Source organism: Marinobacter sp. DUT-1, from assembly GCF_050379415.1.
In the GTDB taxonomy this organism is placed as follows: Bacteria; Pseudomonadota; Gammaproteobacteria; order Pseudomonadales; family Oleiphilaceae; genus Marinobacter.
This window is the reverse complement of the sequence record NZ_JBNRLS010000003.1, coordinates 424744-443186: the sequence shown is the minus strand read 5'-3', so window position 1 is coordinate 443186 and position 18443 is coordinate 424744. Positions and strand designations below refer to the sequence as shown.

At 60.6% G+C, this 18443-nt stretch carries 15 protein-coding genes; 7 read left to right on the top strand and 8 right to left on the bottom strand.

The window, feature by feature from the left end:
- Window positions 1–2 precede the first annotated feature (2 nt).
- The 5 genes from ACQUTG_RS12010 to ACQUTG_RS11990 all read left to right on the top strand — a co-directional run bounded on the left by ACQUTG_RS12010 (window position 3) and on the right by ACQUTG_RS11990 (window position 4037).
- Window positions 3–560 carry a sigma-70 family RNA polymerase sigma factor gene (locus tag ACQUTG_RS12010; protein WP_428919627.1) on the top strand — a complete coding sequence of 186 codons (558 nt, stop codon included), beginning with the start codon at window positions 3–5 and terminating at the stop codon, window positions 558–560.
- The gene (locus tag ACQUTG_RS12005; RefSeq protein WP_428919626.1) at window positions 557–1255 is read left to right on the top strand and encodes an anti-sigma factor; all 699 of its coding nucleotides are present in this window, start codon (window positions 557–559) and stop codon (window positions 1253–1255) included. Before ACQUTG_RS12010 ends, ACQUTG_RS12005 begins: the two co-directional genes overlap by 4 nt.
- Window positions 1256–1398: 143 nt before the next feature.
- Entirely contained in the window at window positions 1399–2406 is a 1008-nt protein-coding gene (locus ACQUTG_RS12000; protein WP_428919625.1) for a methionine ABC transporter ATP-binding protein, read from the top strand.
- On the top strand, window positions 2406–3071 hold the full coding sequence (locus ACQUTG_RS11995; protein ID WP_428919624.1) for a methionine ABC transporter permease: 666 nt from the start codon (window positions 2406–2408) through the stop codon (window positions 3069–3071). Before ACQUTG_RS12000 ends, ACQUTG_RS11995 begins: the two co-directional genes overlap by 1 nt.
- A 183-nt stretch (window positions 3072–3254) precedes the next feature.
- On the top strand, window positions 3255–4037 hold the full coding sequence (locus tag ACQUTG_RS11990) for a MetQ/NlpA family ABC transporter substrate-binding protein (RefSeq protein WP_428919623.1): 783 nt from the start codon (window positions 3255–3257) through the stop codon (window positions 4035–4037).
- A 102-nt stretch (window positions 4038–4139) separates the two neighbouring features.
- Here the strand turns inward: ACQUTG_RS11990 and ACQUTG_RS11985 are convergent, their stop codons facing one another.
- The gene (locus ACQUTG_RS11985) at window positions 4140–4793 is read right to left on the bottom strand and encodes a peroxiredoxin (protein WP_428919622.1); all 654 of its coding nucleotides are present in this window, start codon (window positions 4791–4793) and stop codon (window positions 4140–4142) included.
- Between the two features lie 145 nt (window positions 4794–4938).
- On the bottom strand, window positions 4939–6303 hold the full coding sequence (locus ACQUTG_RS11980; protein ID WP_428919621.1) for an alanine/glycine:cation symporter family protein: 1365 nt from the start codon (window positions 6301–6303) through the stop codon (window positions 4939–4941).
- A gap of 200 nt (window positions 6304–6503) precedes the next feature.
- Here ACQUTG_RS11980 and ACQUTG_RS11975 point away from each other — a divergent pair, with 200 nt between their 5' ends.
- Both ACQUTG_RS11975 and fghA read left to right on the top strand, forming a co-directional pair.
- A complete protein-coding gene (locus tag ACQUTG_RS11975) occupies window positions 6504–6938 on the top strand; it encodes a CBS domain-containing protein (protein WP_428919620.1) in 435 nt (144 codons plus the stop codon).
- Between the two features lie 27 nt (window positions 6939–6965).
- Window positions 6966–7811, top strand: coding sequence for an S-formylglutathione hydrolase (gene fghA, locus ACQUTG_RS11970; RefSeq protein WP_428919619.1), 846 nt, complete (start codon window positions 6966–6968; stop codon window positions 7809–7811).
- Here fghA and ACQUTG_RS11965 read toward each other — a convergent pair whose 3' ends face one another.
- From ACQUTG_RS11965 to ACQUTG_RS11940, 6 genes are read right to left on the bottom strand one after another with little or no spacing between them, the layout of a single operon-like run.
- Window positions 7812–10664 (bottom strand): EAL domain-containing protein, encoded by a 2853-nt coding sequence (locus tag ACQUTG_RS11965; RefSeq protein ID WP_428919618.1) that lies wholly within the window; start codon window positions 10662–10664, stop codon window positions 7812–7814.
- A complete protein-coding gene (locus ACQUTG_RS11960) occupies window positions 10657–11097 on the bottom strand; it encodes a response regulator (RefSeq protein ID WP_428919617.1) in 441 nt (146 codons plus the stop codon). The genes ACQUTG_RS11965 and ACQUTG_RS11960 overlap by 8 nt, the downstream gene beginning before the upstream one ends.
- On the bottom strand, window positions 11090–14392 hold the full coding sequence (locus tag ACQUTG_RS11955; protein ID WP_428919616.1) for a PAS domain-containing sensor histidine kinase: 3303 nt from the start codon (window positions 14390–14392) through the stop codon (window positions 11090–11092). Before ACQUTG_RS11955 ends, ACQUTG_RS11960 begins: the two co-directional genes overlap by 8 nt.
- Window positions 14385–16631: an ATPase, T2SS/T4P/T4SS family gene (locus ACQUTG_RS11950; protein WP_428919615.1), complete on the bottom strand. Its 2247-nt coding sequence runs from the start codon at window positions 16629–16631 to the stop codon at window positions 14385–14387. Before ACQUTG_RS11950 ends, ACQUTG_RS11955 begins: the two co-directional genes overlap by 8 nt.
- Window positions 16632–17768 (bottom strand): sensor histidine kinase, encoded by a 1137-nt coding sequence (locus tag ACQUTG_RS11945; RefSeq protein ID WP_428919614.1) that lies wholly within the window; start codon window positions 17766–17768, stop codon window positions 16632–16634.
- A complete protein-coding gene (locus ACQUTG_RS11940; protein WP_428919613.1) occupies window positions 17761–18429 on the bottom strand; it encodes a GTP-binding protein in 669 nt (222 codons plus the stop codon). The genes ACQUTG_RS11945 and ACQUTG_RS11940 overlap by 8 nt, the downstream gene beginning before the upstream one ends.
- Window positions 18430–18443: the final 14 nt, after the last annotated feature.

Below are 18443 nucleotides of genomic sequence, written 5' to 3'. Positions count from 1 at the left end.
CTATGGCACAGACCGATGCCGATCAGGATCAGCTCATGCGGCTGCTGATGAAAATTGCCCAGCAGGATCGCCGGGCATTCCAGGAGCTTTATGAACACATTGCGGCGCGTATGTTCGGGCTTTGTCTCAGGCTTGCGGGACAGCGGGAGCTGGCGGAGGAGGCGCTTCAGGACGCTTTCATCCAGATCTGGCATCGAGCCGGTGAGTACCACAGCGACCGGGGAGCGCCCCTTGGCTGGATGATGACGATTGCCCGGTATCGGACTCTGGACCTGATCCGGGCCCGCAAGGCGCGTCAAACCATCAACGACGAGGACGTGAATGAGCTGGACGATGGTCGTGAAGGACCGCTGGAGTTCTCACTGCGTGAGTCCGGTGCTGAAAAGTTGACCGGCTGTCTCGACGAGCTGTCCGATGTTCAGCGTGACAGCATCCTGTTGTCCTATTACCGTGGCTTTACCCATGAAGAGCTGGCCCAGGCCCTGAGCTCTCCCATTGGTACCGTAAAGAGCTGGATCCGGCGCGGACTGATGGCTTTAAAAAGGTGCCTTGAACAATGAAAAAGACACCGGAACGCATTGAAGCGCTGGCGGCAGAATACGTACTCGGTTCCCTCCGGGGAGCAGCACGCCGCCGTTTTGAACAGTGGATGATGGAATCGGCCCGGGTGCGCCGGGAAGTCTGGTTCTGGGAAGAGAAACTCGGTGCCCTGGCCGCGGACGTTCCCGAGAATCAGCCCCCCGCTTCCGTCTGGAAGAACATCGAGCGACGGCTGTGGGGCGCGCAGGAGCAGCCCGCGCAGGCCGAGGTTCGTGGTATTGGCCGCTGGTTCTGGCCCAGCTGGAGTGTACTGGCGACTGCCGCGGTGCTGGTTCTTGCGGTGGTCATGGTGCAGCAGCCCCGCCCGACCGGCGAGCAGCTCTCCGGCGCTATCGTACAGGCTAACCTGGAAGATCCGCTCTGGCTGGTCAGTGAATCCGGGGCCGAGAATCTGCTGAAGCTGCGTTCGGTCGCCGCCAGTGCTGCCGAGGCTGGCAAGGACTACGAGCTGTGGGTGGTTCCGGAAAATGGCCAGCCGCTCTCGCTCGGCGTCATTCCCGCCGGCGGAGTTCATCAGGTCCGTCTGACCGATGAGGCCCGTGAGGCGCTGTCCCGGAGCCGTACCCTGGCCATCAGTCTGGAGCCCAGAGGTGGTTCACCGACCGGTGCTCCGACCGGACCGATCCTGCACGTGACCAAGCTCTACTCACTGTAGGCTGGCATGAGCACCCTGGACCGTGGTTGTAAGGGCATTTACCCATGCCCTCGCCACGGTTCGTAATTCATTCCCATTCGGGTTTGGTCACTGATTGCGCTATAATCGGCGGCTTTTAACGCTGCACCCACAAGGCGCTGACTGTGATTGTATTTGACCAGGTACAGAAGTCCTATCAGGTGGGCGGCCGGGCGATCCCTGCGCTGCACCCCACCGATATGACCATTGAAACCGGCGAGGTGTTCGGCATCGTCGGTCACTCCGGGGCGGGCAAATCCACGCTGGTGCGTCTGATCAACCTGCTGGAGCCACCCACGGGTGGTCGCATCCTGATCGACGACGAGGACATCACCGGCTACAACCCGGCCCAGTTGCGGGCATTCCGCCGCAAGGTGGGCATGATCTTCCAGCACTTCAATCTGCTGTCCTCCAAGACCGTGGCGGACAACATCGCCTTCCCGATGAAACTCGCCGGTATCTATTCAAAAGCCGAGATCCGGGAACGGGTCGAGGAACTGTTGGCCCGGGTCAGCCTGACCGACCATGCCAACAAGTACCCGTCCCAGCTCTCGGGTGGCCAGAAGCAGCGGGTGGGTATTGCCCGTGCCCTCGCCTGCCGCCCGACCATCCTGCTGTGCGACGAAGCCACCAGCGCACTGGATCCGCAGACCACCCAATCGGTCCTGAAATTGCTGGCGGACATCAACCAGGAGCTGGGCCTGACCATCGTGCTGATCACCCACGAGATGGATGTGGTACGCCGGGTTTGCGACCGGGTGGCGGTGATGGACGCCGGTCGCGTGGTGGAGATGGGACCGGTCAGCGAGGTGTTCCTGCACCCGCAGCATCCGACCACCCGGGATTTCGTATTCGAGAGCGAGAGCATCGATCACGAGGAACTGCAGGAAGATCTGCAGAAAGCCGATGGCCGCATCCTGCGCCTGACCTTCAAGGGCGAGTCCACCTACCAGCCGCTGCTGGGCGGCGTGGCCCGCAAGTCCGGCGTGGATTTCAGCATCCTGTCCGGCCGCATCGACCATATCAAGGACACTCCCTACGGACAGCTGACCCTGTCCCTGGTCGGTGGTGATCTGGATGTGGCCATGCAGGAATTCGAAGCCGCCGACGTCCATGTGGAGGTGCTGCGCTGATGGAAGCCTTACTGAGTAACGTCGACTGGAGCGAAATCGGCTGGGCCAGCTGGGACACCCTGGTGATGGTGGGCATGTCTTTGCTGTTCAGCGTACTGATCGGCCTGCCCATTGGTGTGCTGCTGTTCCTGACCGGCAAGCGCCAGTTGCTGGAGCAGCCGGTGGCCTACGCCGTGCTGTCATTTGTTGTGAACGTGCTGCGGTCGGTGCCGTTCATCATCCTGCTGATCGTAATGATCCCGTTCACCGTGATGCTGATAGGCACCTCGCTTGGTGTCGCCGGGGCCATCCCGCCGCTGGTGGCCGGTGGCGCGCCCTTTTTCGCCCGCCTGGTGGAAACCTCCCTGCGGGAAGTGGACCGGGGTATCATCGAGGCCACCCAGGCCATGGGCGCCAGCGTGCGCCAGATCATCTTCGGCGCTTTACTGCCGGAAGCCCTGCCGGGCATCATCGCCGGCATTACCGTTACCGCCATTACCCTGGTGTCCTATGCCGCCATGTCCGGCGTCATCGGTGGCGGCGGCCTGGGTGACCTGGCCATCCGCTTCGGTTATCAGCGATTCCAGACCGACGTGATGGTGATTACTGTGGCGTTGTTGGTGATTTTTGTACAAGTACTCCAGATGGTTGGCGACCGTCTGGTTTTGTATTTCAGCCGTAAGTAGCCGTCAGAGTTTGGGGGAAACCGCCGACGGGCGATGCTTCCCGAAAAACGCCCGTGAATACGTCCCTGTAGGGCTCGGTCGCGCCATCCCTGGCGCTCCACGTTTTCGGGAAGCATCGCCCGTCGGCGGCCCGAGCCAACAGGACTATCGAACTTCAATGTCTCTTACACAGGAGAACAGGTTATGAATTTCAAGAAAACACTGGCCGCGTTTGCTGCAGCCGCCACTTTTTCCGTTGCCGCTTCCGCCGAGGAGCTATCCGTCGCCGCGACGCCGGTTCCCCATGCGGAAATCCTGGAATTTGTGAAGCCGACCCTGGCTGAGCAGGGTGTAGAGCTGGATGTGAAAGTATTCACCGACTACATCCAGCCCAACATCCAGGTGGACCAGAAGCGGATGGACGCCAACTTCTTCCAGCACCAGCCGTACCTGGACGAGTTCAACGAAGGCCGCGGCACCAACCTGGTGACTGTGACCGGCGTTCATGTTGAGCCGTTCGGTGCCTACTCCAGCAAGATTGATTCCCTGGATGCGCTGGAAGACGGCGCCGTGGTAGCAATTCCGAACGACCCGACCAACGGTGGCCGTGCCCTGCTTCTGCTGCAGAAGGCCGGTCTGATCAAGCTGAAAGACGCGAGCAAGATCACCGCGACCCCGCGTGACATTGCCGAAAACCCGAAGGACCTGGACTTCAAGGAACTGGAGGCAGCCACCCTGCCGCGCATCCTGAACCAGGTGGACCTCGCCCTGATCAACACCAACTACGCGCTGGAAGCGGGCCTGAATCCGTCTGAAGACGCACTGGTGATCGAGGGTTCCGAGTCTCCGTATGTGAACATCCTGGTTGCCCGCCCGGACAACAAGGACAGCGAAGCCATGCAGAAGCTGGCGGCAGCGCTGAAGTCCGAGGCCGTGAAAGAATTCATTATGGAGAAGTATGAGGGTGCCGTGGTTCCGGCATTCTGATAGGGATGTAAAAAAGGGGTCAGAAGAAAGTGTTCTTCAGACCCCGCGGGCTTCATAAAATCGGGGTCAGATGAAAGCTTTCATCTGACCCCTTTTCATTCTTCAGTCACCACCCCAGTTGGTCTTGGGATCCGGGGTCATGCGCAGGTAGGACTTCACCGCCTTGTAGCCCTGCGGGAACCGTTCCTTGATTTCTTCCTCATCCTGCAGGGACGGTACGATCACCACGTCACCGCCACGCTCCCAGTTACCCGGCGTCGCGACCTTGTGCTCGTCGGTCAGCTGCAGGGAGTCGATAACCCGCAACACTTCGTTGAAGTTACGACCGGTGGAGGCCGGATAGGTGATGATCAGGCGTACCTTCTTGTTCGGGTCGATCACGAACAGGGAACGTACGGTCAGGCTACTGTCGGCATTGGGGTGGATCATGTCGTACAGCTCGGAAACCTTGCGGTCCTCGTCGGCGATGATCGGGAAGTTCACCGAACAACCCTGGGTTTCCTCGATGTCCTTCACCCATTCCTTGTGGGAGTCGACCGGGTCGACACTCAGGGCAATGGCCTTGACGTTACGCTTGGCGAACTGGTCCTTCAGCTTGGCGGTGAGGCCAAGCTCGGTGGTGCACACCGGGGTAAAGTCTGCCGGATGGGAGAACAGAACCCCCCAGCTGTCGCCAAGCCAGTCGTAGAAACTGATCTTGCCTTCCGTTGAATCCTGTTCGAAATCCGGTGCGGTATCTCCAAGACGCAAACTCATAGATTCTCTCCTCTGATGATCGTTCCGGTTTCTTGAGTGTATACAACTATTCTGGTGCTGGATGAGGTGAATACAAGGGGCCAATGATCCATCTCATCCGAACACTTATTTACATCGATATAACAGGAACTTAAGGCCCTGAGCTTCAATCAACACCCAGTGCTTTTTCCCGGGCAAAGTGCTCCCGTGTCAGCTTGAACACCACCGGACTGAGCAGTAACAGGGCCACCAGGTTTGGCAGTGCCATCATGGCGTTCAGGGTATCGGCCACCAGCCAGACAAACCCCAGATTCAGGGTGGCGCCGACAGGGATGGCTATGATCCAGGCAACCCGGTAAGGCACGATCGCCTTCACGCCGAACAGGAACTCGATGCTGCGCTCGCCATAGAACGACCAGCCCAGGATGGTGGTAAAGGCAAACACCGCCAGGGCAATAGCAACAATATAGTTGCCCACACCCGGAAGTGCATCGGCAAACGCCAGGGAGGTGAGTTCCGCCCCGGAAACGCCGCTGGTCCAGACGCCGGAAGTGATGATCACCAGGCCGGTAATGGTGCAGATGATGATGGTGTCGATGAACGTGCCCAGCATCGCCACCATGCCCTGGTTGATCGGGTCACGGGTCTGCGCGGCGGCGTGGGCAATCGGCGCGGAGCCGAGGCCCGCCTCGTTGGAGAAAATGCCCCGGGCGACACCGAATCGGATCGCCGCCCAGACCGCGGCGCCGGCAAAACCGCCCTCGGCGGCAATCGGGCTGAAGGCATGCTTGAACACCAGTGCGATGGCGGCGGGAATGTCCGCGGCGTTGATCGCGAGTACCACGATGCCGGCCAGCAGGTAGGAGATGGCCATCAGCGGAACCAGGGCACTGGCAACGTGGCCGATCCGTCGGATACCGCCAATCAGCACCATGCCCACCAGTACCATGAGGATGACGCCGGTGGCCCAGTGGGGCAGGCCGAAGTTGGCCTCCATCACATCTGCCACCGAATTGGCCTGTACCGTGTTACCGATGCCAAAGCCGGCGATGGCGGCGAAAATGGCGAACAGTACACCCAGCCAGGACCATTTGCTGCCCAGGCCGTTGCGGATGTAGTACATGGGGCCACCGACGTGATTGCCGCGCTCGTCCACTTCGCGGAAACGCACCGCCAGTACCGCCTCCGAATACTTCGTGGCCATCCCCACCAGGGCGGTCAGCCACATCCAGAACAGGGCGCCCGGTCCACCCAGGAATACCGCGGTGGCGACGCCGGCGATGTTGCCTGTTCCGACCGTTGCCGAGAGTGCAGTCATCAAGGCCTGAAACGGCGGGATTTCACCCTCGGTTTCAGCTCCGGTTGCCTTCCGCCCCTGCCACATGAGCCGGAAGCCGGCTCCCAGTCTCAGCACCGGCATCAGTTTGAGGCCGATGCTGAGGAACAGCCCGACCCCGAGGATCATGACCAGCATGGGAGGGCCCCACACCAGACCGTTAATCTGACCGACAAAGTTTTCAATGGCTGACATGGGGATCTCCCTGCGTTTGCCATGGGTTGGAAAAGTTGATTTACCCTGTGCCGGGTATAACTGATTGAGTTTAGTCGGTTATTTTCGCCTGTAAACCATTTTCACCGAATCGGTTTTCCTTTTGCACCGTGATTGCCTATGTTTAGGGATAGACGGTCTGGTTTGGCCTGCGATGAAAACGGAAGTGGAGGTATTTGCCCATGCGGTCACTGAAAGCATCCGATGTGATGTGGAACCACATTGAGCCGGTTCGCTGCGGCACACCCCTGACCAAGGTGGTCAAGACCCTGCTGACCAACCATGTCACCGGTCTGCCCGTGGTGGATGACCATCGGCGGGTACTGGGGTTCGTCTCCGAACAGGATTGCATTCATTCCCTGCTGGTGAGCAGCTATCACTGTGAGGGTGACCCGATCGTGGACGATGTCATGTTCCGTCAGCCCGTGACCATCTCACCGGAGATGGCGGTGGTGGATCTGGCCCAGAACCTTGGCGCCGGCAAGCCGAAAGTGTATCCGGTTGTCGACCACGGCAAACTGGTCGGCATTGTTACACGTACCGCTATCCTCGCCGAGCTGGCCCGAACCGGTTGTGGTCTTGAGTTGCCGAAATACGCCAGCGCGGACGAGGACTGAGTTCACCTTTTCAGACCGGGATCCATTATGGAACTGCTATCCAGCAACGTTTGCTTTGGTGGCGAACACCGCCGTTATCGTCACACCTCCGCGAGCCTCGAATGCTCGATGGAGTTCGCGGTGTTTCTGCCCCCTTCTGCCGTGGGCAGCTCGCCCAAGCCGGCGCCGGTGCTCTACTGGCTGTCCGGGCTGACCTGCACCGACCAGAACTTCATGCAGAAAGCCGGTGCCCAGAAACTGGCCGCGAAACTGGGTCTGGCCATCGTGTGTCCGGACACCAGCCCCCGGGGACTCAATCTGCCGGGCGAGGATGACAGCTACGACTTCGGCACCGGTGCGGGTTTCTACATCAATGCTACCCAGCAGCCCTGGGCTCCCCACTACCGGATGTATGATTACGTGGTGAAGGAACTGCCGCAGCTGGTGGAGAACGAACTGCCGGTGACGGACCTGCGATCGGTCAGTGGTCATTCCATGGGCGGGCACGGTGCCCTGATCTGTGCCCTGAAGAATCCGGGGCGCTACCAGTCAGTCTCGGCTTTTGCACCGATCGCCAACCCCACCGAGTGCCCCTGGGGCCAGAAGGCGTTCAGCGGTTACCTGGGAGATGATCACTCAAGCTGGGAGCAGTGGGATGCCACCCTGTTGATTCCCACGGCCCGGGAGCGGCTGCCGCTGCTGGTGGACCAGGGGACCGCCGACGAATTTCTGGAAACCCAGCTGAACCCGGAGGCGCTGGCGGATATCTGTGAAAAGTTTCACCATCACATCAACCTGCGTATGCACCGGGGTTACGACCACAGCTACTTCTTCATCGCCTCGTTCATTGACGATCATCTGAACCATCATGCCAAGGCCCTGGGACTGACCTGATCAGCCCTGAAGGGTCCGGTGATACTGGAAGGCCTTCTGCACGTGCTCCCGGATCTGTTTGTCGTCCCAGGGCTTGGTCAGGAACTTGTAGATCGATCCCTCGTTGATGGCTTCCGTTACGGATTTCAGGTCGGTGTAGCCGGATAGCACGATGCGGACGGTATCCGGGTGTATCGCCTTTACCCGGCTGAGAAACTCGGTGCCGGACATTTCCGGCATCCGTTGATCCGAGATGATGACCTGGACATGGTTCTCCGCCAACAGGCTGAAGGCTTCCTGCACGCTGGTGGTGGTCAGGATTCGGTAACCATCCCGGCGTAACACCCGGGTCAGAGCCCGCAGGATGTTTGTTTCATCGTCCAGCAGCAACAGGGTCTTTTCCGGGCTGTCCTGAACATCGGACGTCGTGTTGGCATAGCCTCCCCGGGTGTGCATGTATTCTTCCAGCAGGTTGAGGGGCATGGGCCGTGCGAACAGGAACCCCTGGAGCAGATCGCACTGGTTCCGGCGCAGGAACGCGGCCTGGGCATCGGTCTCCACTCCCTCCGCCACCACGTCCAGGGACAGGTGGTGGGCCATGGAAATTACCCCCTGGGTGATGGCGGCGTCGCTGCGGTCCTGGATGACATCCCGGATGAACGAGCGGTCAATCTTGATCTTGCTGGCTGGCAACAGCTTGATGTAGCTGAGGCTGGAAAAGCCGGTGCCAAAATCGTCAATGGCAATGCCCACCCCGAGATCTCTCAGGTCGTGCAGGGTTTTGATGACCTGGTCGGCGTCGTAGAGCACCGCCGACTCGACAATTTCCAGTTCCAGGGATTCCGGTGGCAGGCCGGAGGCTTCCAGCGCATCGCTTACCGCGCCAATAAATCCGGCTTTACGCACCTGCATGGGTGACACGTTTACGGCGACCGTGCAGTCCCTGAATCCGGCCCTGTGAAGCCGGAGCATGTCTCTGCAGGCCTGCTCCAATACCCACTGGCCCAGCGCGATGATCTGACCGGTCTCCTCCGCCAGGGGCAGGAAATCCCCGGGTGATACCAGGCCCCGTTCCGGATGATCCCAGCGCACCAGGGCTTCCACCGCACGTGCCTTGCCGGTTCTGGAATCGATCAGCGGCTGGTAATAGAGAGTGAGCCGATCATTGTCGATGGCATCCTGCAGCTCGTTGCGCAGCTTGACCCGATAGCTGGCTTCGGTATTGAGCTGCTCGGAAAACCACTGATAGGTGTTCCGCCCCATCTGTTTGGCCCGGTACATGGCCAGGTCGGCCTGCTGGATCAGTTCCGTGGGCTGGTTGATATTGCCGTCGGTGGTGGCGATGCCGATGCTGGCAGTCAGGTGCAGGTTTTCGTCGTTGACGTTATAGGGCGCGGAAAGCGTGCGCATGATCTGCTCGACCACCATCAGGGCATCGTCGTTGCGGGCCAGGTCCGGCAGCAACATCACGTACTCGTCACCGCTGACCCTGGCCACGGTATCGCCGGTCCGGCAGACCTCCTCGAGCCGGCGGGCCACCTCAATCAGCAACTTGTCACCGGTGCGGTGCCCGAGGGAGTCATTGATCAGTTTGAAACCGTCCAGGTCGACGAACAGAAGGGCCAGGGTGCGGCCATGGCGCTGTGCGAAGCGGCAGGCCTGTTCCAGACGATCCTCCAGCAGGGCCCGGTTGGGGAGCTGGGTCAGCACATCATGGCTGGCGTTGTAGGCCAGCTGATTCTCCACATCCTTGCGCTCGGAAATATCGTTCTGGACCCCGACAAAATGGGTTACTTCCCCATCGTCATTGCGGATCGGAGACAGGTACAGGTCGTTCCAGAAGGGTGTTCCATCCTTGCGGAAGTTGCGCAGCACCACGGACGTTTCGCCACCGGTGGCGAGGGCTTTACGGATCTCCACCAGCGCCTGTTCGTTGCTTCGGTCCCTGCCGGTGCCCTGAAGGAAGCGGCAGTTACGGCCGATCGATTCCTCCCGACTGTAGCCGGTGATTCGCTCAAAAGTGGGATTTACGTAAACCAGTGGCATGTCCGGCTGCTGGGCATCGGAGATAATAATGCCGTTGGAGCTGGATTCGATGCACTGTTGCAGTAAACGCAGCCGACGGTTGTTGTCGATTTGCCGGGTCATGTCGGTGACCATCACCAGGTCGAGGGGATGATGATCGACAAAAATGCGCTCGGAAAGGAGTTCAACATACAGACTGTTGCCATTCCGGGTCAGGTGTTCCTCCAGGGTGCTGCCCTCGCGCAGGATGACGCCCTCCCGGGGGACCGGACTGGCATTGCACCGCAGATCCGGCAGTGACAGGTCAACGGTTTCTCCGGCCCTGAAGCCGTAGAGTGCCATCGCAGCGCCATTCATGGATTCGATTCGCCCCGACTTCGGCTGCACCAGGTACATGGGCGCGGGATTGTTTTCAAACAGCAGGCGGTAATGGGCCTCGCTGCTGGCCAGATCTTCGTTGGCGGCGGCCCGGTCTACGGCATAGCGGATGCTGCGGATAAGGGAATGGCCATCCAGCTGCCCTTTGACCAGGTAATCCGCTGCGCCGAGTTCCACCGCCCGGGCATCCAGATCGGCATCGCCCTGGCCGGTGAGCAGGATGAAAGGAGAGGTAATCCCCCGGTCCTGGGCTTCCCGGATGACATCCAGGCCGGAATCCGGACCCAGGCGGAGATCGACGAGGGTGACATCGATCCGCTCCTGCTCCAGGGTTTCGAGCCCGGCAGCCATGGTGTCGCGCCAGATCAGCTCAACGCCCGAGGGGCTGACGTCGTGCAGGAGATCCCGTGTGATCAGGTAATCGTCTTCGTCGTCCTCGATGAGCAGGACACGGAGCATCGGATCAGTCATGTTCCCTGTTAATCCACTGTTTTGTGAGTGACTCTACGACATCCAGCAGATCGCTGTATTTCCGGGGCTTGACGATATAGTCATTGGCGCCCCGTTGCTGGCAGAAGTCCCGGTCATCCTGATCACTGGATGTGGTCATGATGACCGTAGGCAGTACCTGCAGCCGGGGGTCGGACTTGATCTCCTGCAGGGACTGCCGGCCATCCTTGAGCGGCATGTTCAGATCCAGCAGCAACAGGTCCGGAACCGCGCAGACCTGGCCCTCGCGGTCCGGATGCTGGCCACGGAGGAAATCCATCAGTTCTTCGCCGTCGTGGACAAAACACAGGGTGCAGTCGGCACACTGGTCCTCGAAGGCTTCCCGGATCATCAGGCAGTCGTCCGGGTCATCATCGGCAACCACCACCAGGGCGGGATTTACAGGTTTATCCATCCTTGCTCTGCTCCTGTGCAGGACTGCTTTTGAACCGGATCCGGAACGCGGTTCCTTCACCGGGGACGCTAACCACGGTGATCTCCGCACCGTGGCGATCCAGGATTTTTTTTACAATGGCCATGCCAATCCCGGTACCCGCATACCCTTCCCGGCTATGCAGGCGCTGGAACGGGTGGAACAGTTTCCGGGTGTAGCGAGGGTCGAATCCGATCCCTTGATCCTGCACCACCAGCGTCCAGCCCGAGTTATTAACATCCTCAGCATAGACGGAAATTTCCGGTGGTGTACCGGGGGCGTGGAACTTGATGGCGTTGCTGAGCAGGTTCTGAAACACCTGGCGCAGTTGGGTCGCGTCTCCCACCAGGTCCGGCAGCGGCTGAACTTTGATGCGGGCCTGCTCGCGGGTAATGGCAGTGTCCAGATCCTGCAGCACGCCTGCGAGGACGTCATCGGTGTGGCACAGCGCCATCGGCATGGCGCGGGTGGTGACCCGGGAGTAACTCAGCAGATCCTCGATCAGCTGTTGCATGCGCCCGGCAGCAGACTGCATGCGGTTGAGGTAGTCCTGTTCGCTCGGGCCGAACTGGTCGGATTTGGTCATCAGCCGGTCGGAGAAAGCCTGGATCTTGCGCAGGGGTTCCTGCAGGTCGTGGGACGCCACGAAGGCGAAGTCCTGGAGTTCACGATTACTTCGTTCCAGCTCGGCCATCGCCGCTTCGAGTTTCTGTTGGGCTTCCTTGCGCTCCCGGATGCTGCGGTAGTAGACCGCGAGACCTTCGTCGGACGGGTAGGCGCTGACTTCGAGCCAATTATCCAGGGGCGCGTAATACGCTTCAAAAGAAACGGATTCGCCGGTTTCCATAGCATGGCGGTACTGGTCATCGAATTCTGTCCCGATGGCCTCGGGAAACATTTCCCACAGACTGTGTCCGATCAGTTCTTCCCGCTTTTTGTGCAGGAGTTCCTCTGATTTTCGGTTGACGTAGGTAAAGCGCCAGTCGGCATCGAGGGTAAAGAAGGCATCGGTGATACTCTCGAAGATGTTCGCCTGTCGTTCCGCATAGCGCCGGATCTGCTCCATCGCCTGATGACTGGCGGTGATGTCCTGGAACGCGCCCTGAAGCTTTACTACCTTGCCCTCATCGTCCTGCACCGCATGACCGATGGACCGGACCCACCGAAGGTTGCCCTTGGCGGTTCGTATCTGCAGCTCCTCATCGAACGGAATGCCGGTTTCCATGCACAGTAGCACCGCTGCCCGGATTTGCTCCCGGTGTTCGTCGACATAGAAATTGATGGCGTCTTCCACGTCCGGCGCCTGTCCCCGGGGAATTTCGTGGATATCGCAGACGCCATCCGACCAGACTGATTGGCCCGTTGACAGGTCAACCACCCAGCCACCCAGCAGCGCCAGGCGCTCGGCCAGTTTGAGCAGGGTCTCGTTTTCCCTCAGCTTTTCTTCAATGGCCAGCTGTTCGGTGGTGTCCCTGGCGACCACGTAGATCAGGTCGTCGGCACTGAGGATGGCATTGATCTGCAACCAGTGCGGGTTGCCCTCACAGTCCATCGCGCGGACCAGCAGGTCCTTGACCTCATGGCCCTCGGTCAGTGAATGCACTGCCCGGATGGTTTTCTCGTGGTCTTCGGCGTGGATCAGGTCCATGTAGGAACTGCCCAACAGCTGCTCCCGGGTATATCCGAGGGTATGCACAAAGGTTTCGTTGAGCTCGAAGAAATGGCTGTTCAGGTCAACGATGCAGAACATGTCCGGAGACAGTGAGAAAAACTGGTCCCGTTCCCTGGACAAGGTCTCATTGGTGGTCCGCAGGTCCCGCTCTTCTTCCAGGTGCTGGTTCAGCACGTCGTTCAGTTCCGCGAGGCTTCGGGCTCGTTGTTCGGACTGGCGCCAGAAAAAATGCGACAGCATCACCAGGAAGCTCAGTCCCAGGCCGGTGAACAGTACCGCCGGCGGCAGGTAGAGTTCGCCAGGGGGAAGGCTGCCTCTGCGGGTGTAGATCTCGATCCTGCGTTCACTGTCGTGGTGTGGCGTGATCCGATGGGAAGTCAGCAGCGATTCCTGGGTTGGGGGAATATCCGGTGCGCTGTCGAAGACGGCCTGGTCGTGGTGGTACACCTTGATGTGCATGTTGCCGTCGTAATGGGCGGTAAGGGTTTCGTAAACGGTCCGGAGATCCACCACGGCAAGAACTGACCACGAATAATTCGGGCCCGGAGTGATCGGAACGGCGACGGCCGCGTGATAACGGTCCTGATTGTCCACCAGCGGTATACTCAGGTGTGCGTTGCGGGACTCGATGGTGTGGTCGAGCCAATCCCGGTTTTGCTGATCTGACAGGAAGATTTCCAGCCAGCCCCGGTAGTCGAGGGTGCGGGATTCGGTGCGCACCGGGCTGTGTTCCCGGTTGAGGATGGTGATCAGCCGCAGGTCCGGGAAGTCACGGAGGTAGCTGCTTACCTCCTGCTCCCAGAACGTCTGTGAAGGGACGCCGTCGAGCAGCTCCCAGCGTTCGGCCAGGCGTCGAATCAAAGCCAGTTTCACGTCGAACGCGGAGTTGGCGGAAGCCTCAAGCTGGCCCGCCAGTGACTCGGCCCGTTCGATCAGGCGCTCGCCGGATTGCAGACGCAGGGCGTGCCAGCTCAGGCTGGTGACCAGGATGCCCAGGATGCCAAGTACGAGCAGACCCTTGGAATAGAACTGCACTTTGCTGTGATAGATGGAATACAGGAACGGCAGGGTCAAACCCGCGAGCATGACCAGGGGGCTAAGAACCAGGGTGGATTCGGTGATATTGCCAAGCCCCAGACCGGACAACCCCGGGTGCCAGTGAGACAGCAGCGACAGCAGGCCGAGGCCGAACACCATCGGGCCGCAGACCAGTCCGACAAACCAGCCCCGAGACAGGTGCATGGCGGCCAGCCCGCTCAGGCTGATCAGCAGAATCACCAGCAGCAGTAACGGGTTGAGCGCGGCGATGTCCAGCCAGTCGCTGTCGGGTAAGCGAGGTGCCAGTGTCAGCAGCGAGGCCAGGGCAATTAGGCCGAAGCCCAGGCTGGTCGCGAGCCAGCGGTAGCGCAGCAAGAGCGCCAGGAAGGTGGCGCTCAGGGCCAGAGCGACCAGTCCACCGCCGGGGCGTAGTGCCAGCCGGCCGACGCTTTCCGGCCCGCTGACGCCGAAGTCGATCAGGATGATCAAACCCACGGAACCCAGGGATATGGCCAGGGCGAGCGTCAGGCAGTACCAGAAGGCCGGTCGCTTGAGCGCGTTAACCATGGAGTACCTGGGGGCCCAGCAGTCGCAGGATTTCGTCGGCGGTGGTCAGGCCGTCCCGGAGTTTTTCGAGGGCATCGTCCAGCAAGACCCTCATGCCTTTTTCACGGGCAAGGGTCTCGATCTGCATGGCGCTGGCGCCTTCGGTAATGGCAATGCGCAGTTCCTCGTTCATGGTCAGCACCTCGTGGATGGCGACCCGCCCCTTGTAACCCTTATGGCATTTTTCGCAGCCCCGGCCCCGGTAGAAGCGCAGCTCTTCACTCAGGAACTGCGGTCCCAGCTGCTCAAGAACCTCCGTCGGCCGTTCGGTTTCCTCCCGGCAGTGGGTGCAGATCCGCCGCACCAGGCGCTGGGCAATGATGGCTTCCAGCGCCGAGGCCAGTACGAAGGGTTTCAGATCCAGGTCCAGCAGTCGTGCCACGGTAGCCGCCGCGGAACTGGTATGGAGGGTGGAATAGACCAGGTGGCCGGTCATCGACGCGTGAAAGGCCACGTCGGCGGTCTCCTCGTCCCGGATCTCACCCAGCAGGATCACGTCGGGGTCCTGGCGCAGGATGGCCCGCAAGACACTGGCAAAGTCCAGGCCGATCCGGTCCTTGACCGGCACCTGTCCGGCCATGTCGACGTGGAACTCCACCGGATCTTCGATGGTGACATAATTCCGCTCCGGCGAGGCATTGTGTTGCAACAGGGCATACAGTGTGGTGGTTTTGCCGCTGCCGGTGGGGCCTGTGGCGAGAATGATGCCCTGGGGCTTGGCGATCACGTGCTTGAGTCGTGCCAGGTTGTGTTGGGACAGGCCCAGGTCTTCCAGGGATTGCGCCGAGGACTGGCGCTCCAGCACCCGCATGACCACTTTTTCACCGTTGATGGTGGGCAGGGTGGAAATCCGCAGGTCGACAATGCGCATGGGGGTCTTGACGGTAATCCGGCCGTCCTGGGGCCGCCGCCGCTCGGTGATGTCCAGTTCGGCCATGACCTTGATGCGCGAGACCACCGACATCAGCAGATTGGTGGGGATGTGGATCTTGTCCTGCAGGACCCCGTCAATCCGGTAGCGCACCACCAGTGACTTGGTGCGCGGGTGAATGTGGATATCGCTCGCCCCCAGGCGCAGGGCCTCGAGGATAATGGCATTCACCAGCCGGATCGCAGGGGGCTCCTCGGAGCTGCCCAGCAACTGTTCCAGGGATTCCTGGTCGGTATCCTCGTCCAGGACGATCTCGATACCCTCGTAGGGATCATCGGAGCCCACCTTGGTGGTGATGTCTTCCAGATCGTTGGTATCCCCGAAAATCTCTGCCAGCTTGGCCTGCATCTGTGAGGTTTCGCACAACAGGGGGTGGACGGTGTAGCCGGTCATGAACCCCAGTTCGTCGATCAGGTTGATGTCCATGGGGTCTACCATGGCCAGGCGTAGCCGCTGGCCACTGACCCGTAGTGGCAGCACCAGCTGGCGAGTACAGATTTTCTGCGGAATCAGGGACAGCAGGCTGGGATCCGGCTGGAATTCTCTCAGGTCCACCTCTTCGAACAGCATCTCGTCCCGGAGGAGTTCGAAGACTTTCTGAAAGTCCACCCAGTCATGCTTGAGCAGCTGGCGTACCACCGGAGTCTTCTGGCTCTGCATTTCCCGGTGCAGTTGCTGGATCTGCTGGGGATTGAGCCAGCCCTTCTTGTGCAGCAGGATGGCGAGCTGGCTGCGGTTGGTGGCGGTCAGCTTGCTGATGGTCTCCAGGTCCCGGCCCTGTTTCTGGGTCTGCTGCTCAAGGGACCGGTTGCGTTGCATCAGTTCGTATTGCTCCAGTGCCAGGGCAATGGTCAGGCGGATGTCATCGTCGTTCCAGGGCTTGAGGATGAAGCGGTAGACGGCGCCGTCCTTGATCGAGCCCATCACCGCGTCGGTGTTGGCATGGCCCGTGAGCATGATACGGATCGTCTGGGGCCAGCGCTCCCGTACTTCCCGGAGCAATTCGCTGCCATTCATGCCTGGCATCATGAAGTCGGTCATGATCAGCTCGACCGGCTGCTTTTCCAGGGTTTTCAGGGCCTCGTCGGCACTGCGGGCAAACAGCAGTTCGTAGTTTTCCCGCTGGAACACCCGGCGCAGGGACGCCAGGATGTTGGGCTCGTCGTCCACCAGCAGCAGGCGATAGGGCGCGGACTTCGCAGCCGGCTTCGGGTCCGGGTGCTTGTCGGTGTCGTTTCCGTAGAACAGGGATGCGTAGCGTTTTGCCATTCAGGAACCTTGTTTGACTGGCAGGGTGAGGACGACGCGTGTACCCGCCCCCTCCTGGCTGTCGAGTGTCAGTTGGCCATCGTGGGCGCGGACGGTATCCCGGGCCACGGTGAGCCCCAGCCCGGTGCCGGAACCCACCGGTCGGGTGGTGAAAAAGGCATCGAAAACCTGGCTGCGAACCGCCTCCGGTATGCCGCAGCCGTTGTCCTGGATGATCACATGGATGCCGGTATTGTCCGCCAGGGTCCTGACCAGGATACGGCCATCGTCCCCGATCGCCTGGGCCGCGTTGTCCAACAAATTGAAAAGGGTCTGGGACAGCCTGGAAGGATGGCCCGGGATCCTGGGCAGCTCTGCCAGGTGCTCCGTGATGCCCAGGCAGTGGTCGTACTCGGTCTGTACCAGGTGTATCGCGCTTCGCAGCAGGCTGTTCAGATCGCACAGGGCGTTGTCAGCCTGATCGATACTGGCGAAGGTCTTCAGGTCCGCGACGATGTGGGCAATGCGGTCGGTGCCCTCGATCGATTCGCTGAGCAGATCGTTGAAATCCTCCAGCAGCTCCCGGTTTTCCGCAGTCTCCGGCAGCAGGGGCTCCAGGTTCTGCACATAGTCCCGGGCCACCCGAAGGTTGCTGCTGATGAACCCGACGGGATTGTTGATCTCGTGGGCGACACCGGCCGCCAGGTGGCCAACGGAGCGCAACCGGGCACTCTCGTACAGTTCCTGCTGGGCCTGGCGGATCACGGCAACCTGCTCGTCCACTTGCTGCTGCAACTGGTCGGACAGTTCCCGGTACTTTGCCTCGGATGCCCTGAGCGCCTCATTCTGGCGCTGAAGCTCCGCGTAGCTGGCTTCGGTGGTGTCATGGTGGATGTTGGCGGCCAGCCTGTATTTGGCCACGAACAGCATGAGGAACGATACCAGTTCGGCCGCGGCCGCACGTTCCCCCGCAGAGGCACCTCCGCTCAGCCAACCGACGGTTTCCAGGTTGAATTCCACCGGAACGGCATCCCCGCTACGGGCTTCGCCGATCATCACCGGCTCGCGGCACAGGGCGCTCAGCCCGTCACTCAGTCTCCGGAGCTGGTCTGATGTCAGCAGGTCGGACAGCGTCGGATCGTCCTCGAAGTTACGCATCACCAACCCCGCGACTGACACTCAGTCGGCCAATGAAAGTGGCCCGGTCGATGCCGTGCTTGCCGGCCAGGTCAAACTCGGCATTGACGACCGTATAAAGTCGATCCAGCAGGAGCCGGAAGGTTTCGATGACACCCGTGCCCTTCAGGGCGGAGGCCATGGCCAGCGGTGCCCAGGGGGTGCCGGCCCAGCGTGTCTGGAGTTCGGCCTCGTCCACCACTGAAGGCAGGTCGCGTTTGTTGAATTGAACCACCATGGGCACGGTGTCTATATCCAGGCCCACCTTGTCCAGGTTCTCTTCCAGGTTACCGAAGGCGATGGCGTTGTTGTCCTGCTGGGCGACCTGGGAGTCGGCCACGAACACGACGCCGTCGGCCCGTGATAAAACCGCCTTGCGGGTACTGTCGTGCTGGACCTGACCGGGCACGGTATAGAGCTTCACTCTCAGGTCCAGACCGGAATGGCTGCGCAGCCCGATGGGCAGCATGTCGAAAAACAGGGTGCGGTCGTCCCGGGTCTCGAGCACCATCAGTTCGCCCTTGCGCTCTGGATTGAGCAGGGAATGCAGCTGCATCAGGTTGGTGGTCTTGCCGCTCAGGGCCGGGCCGTAGAACACCACCTTCAGGGCGAGCTTGTTATTTTCCGGGCTGAAGTCAGGCATTGAGCAGGTCCGGT

What these genes read in the sequence shown, in the direction of transcription:
- ACQUTG_RS12010 (WP_428919627.1), top strand. Translation starts at nt 3, where the DNA reads ATGGCACAGACCGATGCCGATCAGGATCAGCTCATGCGGCTGCTGATG.
- ACQUTG_RS12005 (WP_428919626.1), top strand. Translation starts at nt 557, where the DNA reads ATGAAAAAGACACCGGAACGCATTGAAGCGCTGGCGGCAGAATACGTA.
- ACQUTG_RS11995 (WP_428919624.1), top strand. Translation starts at nt 2,406, where the DNA reads ATGGAAGCCTTACTGAGTAACGTCGACTGGAGCGAAATCGGCTGGGCC.
- ACQUTG_RS11990 (WP_428919623.1), top strand. Translation starts at nt 3,255, where the DNA reads ATGAATTTCAAGAAAACACTGGCCGCGTTTGCTGCAGCCGCCACTTTT.
- ACQUTG_RS11985 (WP_428919622.1), bottom strand. Translation starts at nt 4,793, where the DNA reads ATGAGTTTGCGTCTTGGAGATACCGCACCGGATTTCGAACAGGATTCA.
- ACQUTG_RS11980 (WP_428919621.1), bottom strand. Translation starts at nt 6,303, where the DNA reads ATGTCAGCCATTGAAAACTTTGTCGGTCAGATTAACGGTCTGGTGTGG.
- ACQUTG_RS11975 (WP_428919620.1), top strand. Translation starts at nt 6,504, where the DNA reads ATGCGGTCACTGAAAGCATCCGATGTGATGTGGAACCACATTGAGCCG.
- fghA (WP_428919619.1), top strand. Translation starts at nt 6,966, where the DNA reads ATGGAACTGCTATCCAGCAACGTTTGCTTTGGTGGCGAACACCGCCGT.
- ACQUTG_RS11965 (WP_428919618.1), bottom strand. Translation starts at nt 10,664, where the DNA reads ATGACTGATCCGATGCTCCGTGTCCTGCTCATCGAGGACGACGAAGAC.
- ACQUTG_RS11960 (WP_428919617.1), bottom strand. Translation starts at nt 11,097, where the DNA reads ATGGATAAACCTGTAAATCCCGCCCTGGTGGTGGTTGCCGATGATGAC.
- ACQUTG_RS11955 (WP_428919616.1), bottom strand. Translation starts at nt 14,392, where the DNA reads ATGGTTAACGCGCTCAAGCGACCGGCCTTCTGGTACTGCCTGACGCTC.
- ACQUTG_RS11950 (WP_428919615.1), bottom strand. Translation starts at nt 16,631, where the DNA reads ATGGCAAAACGCTACGCATCCCTGTTCTACGGAAACGACACCGACAAG.
- ACQUTG_RS11945 (WP_428919614.1), bottom strand. Translation starts at nt 17,768, where the DNA reads ATGCGTAACTTCGAGGACGATCCGACGCTGTCCGACCTGCTGACATCA.
- ACQUTG_RS11940 (WP_428919613.1), bottom strand. Translation starts at nt 18,429, where the DNA reads ATGCCTGACTTCAGCCCGGAAAATAACAAGCTCGCCCTGAAGGTGGTG.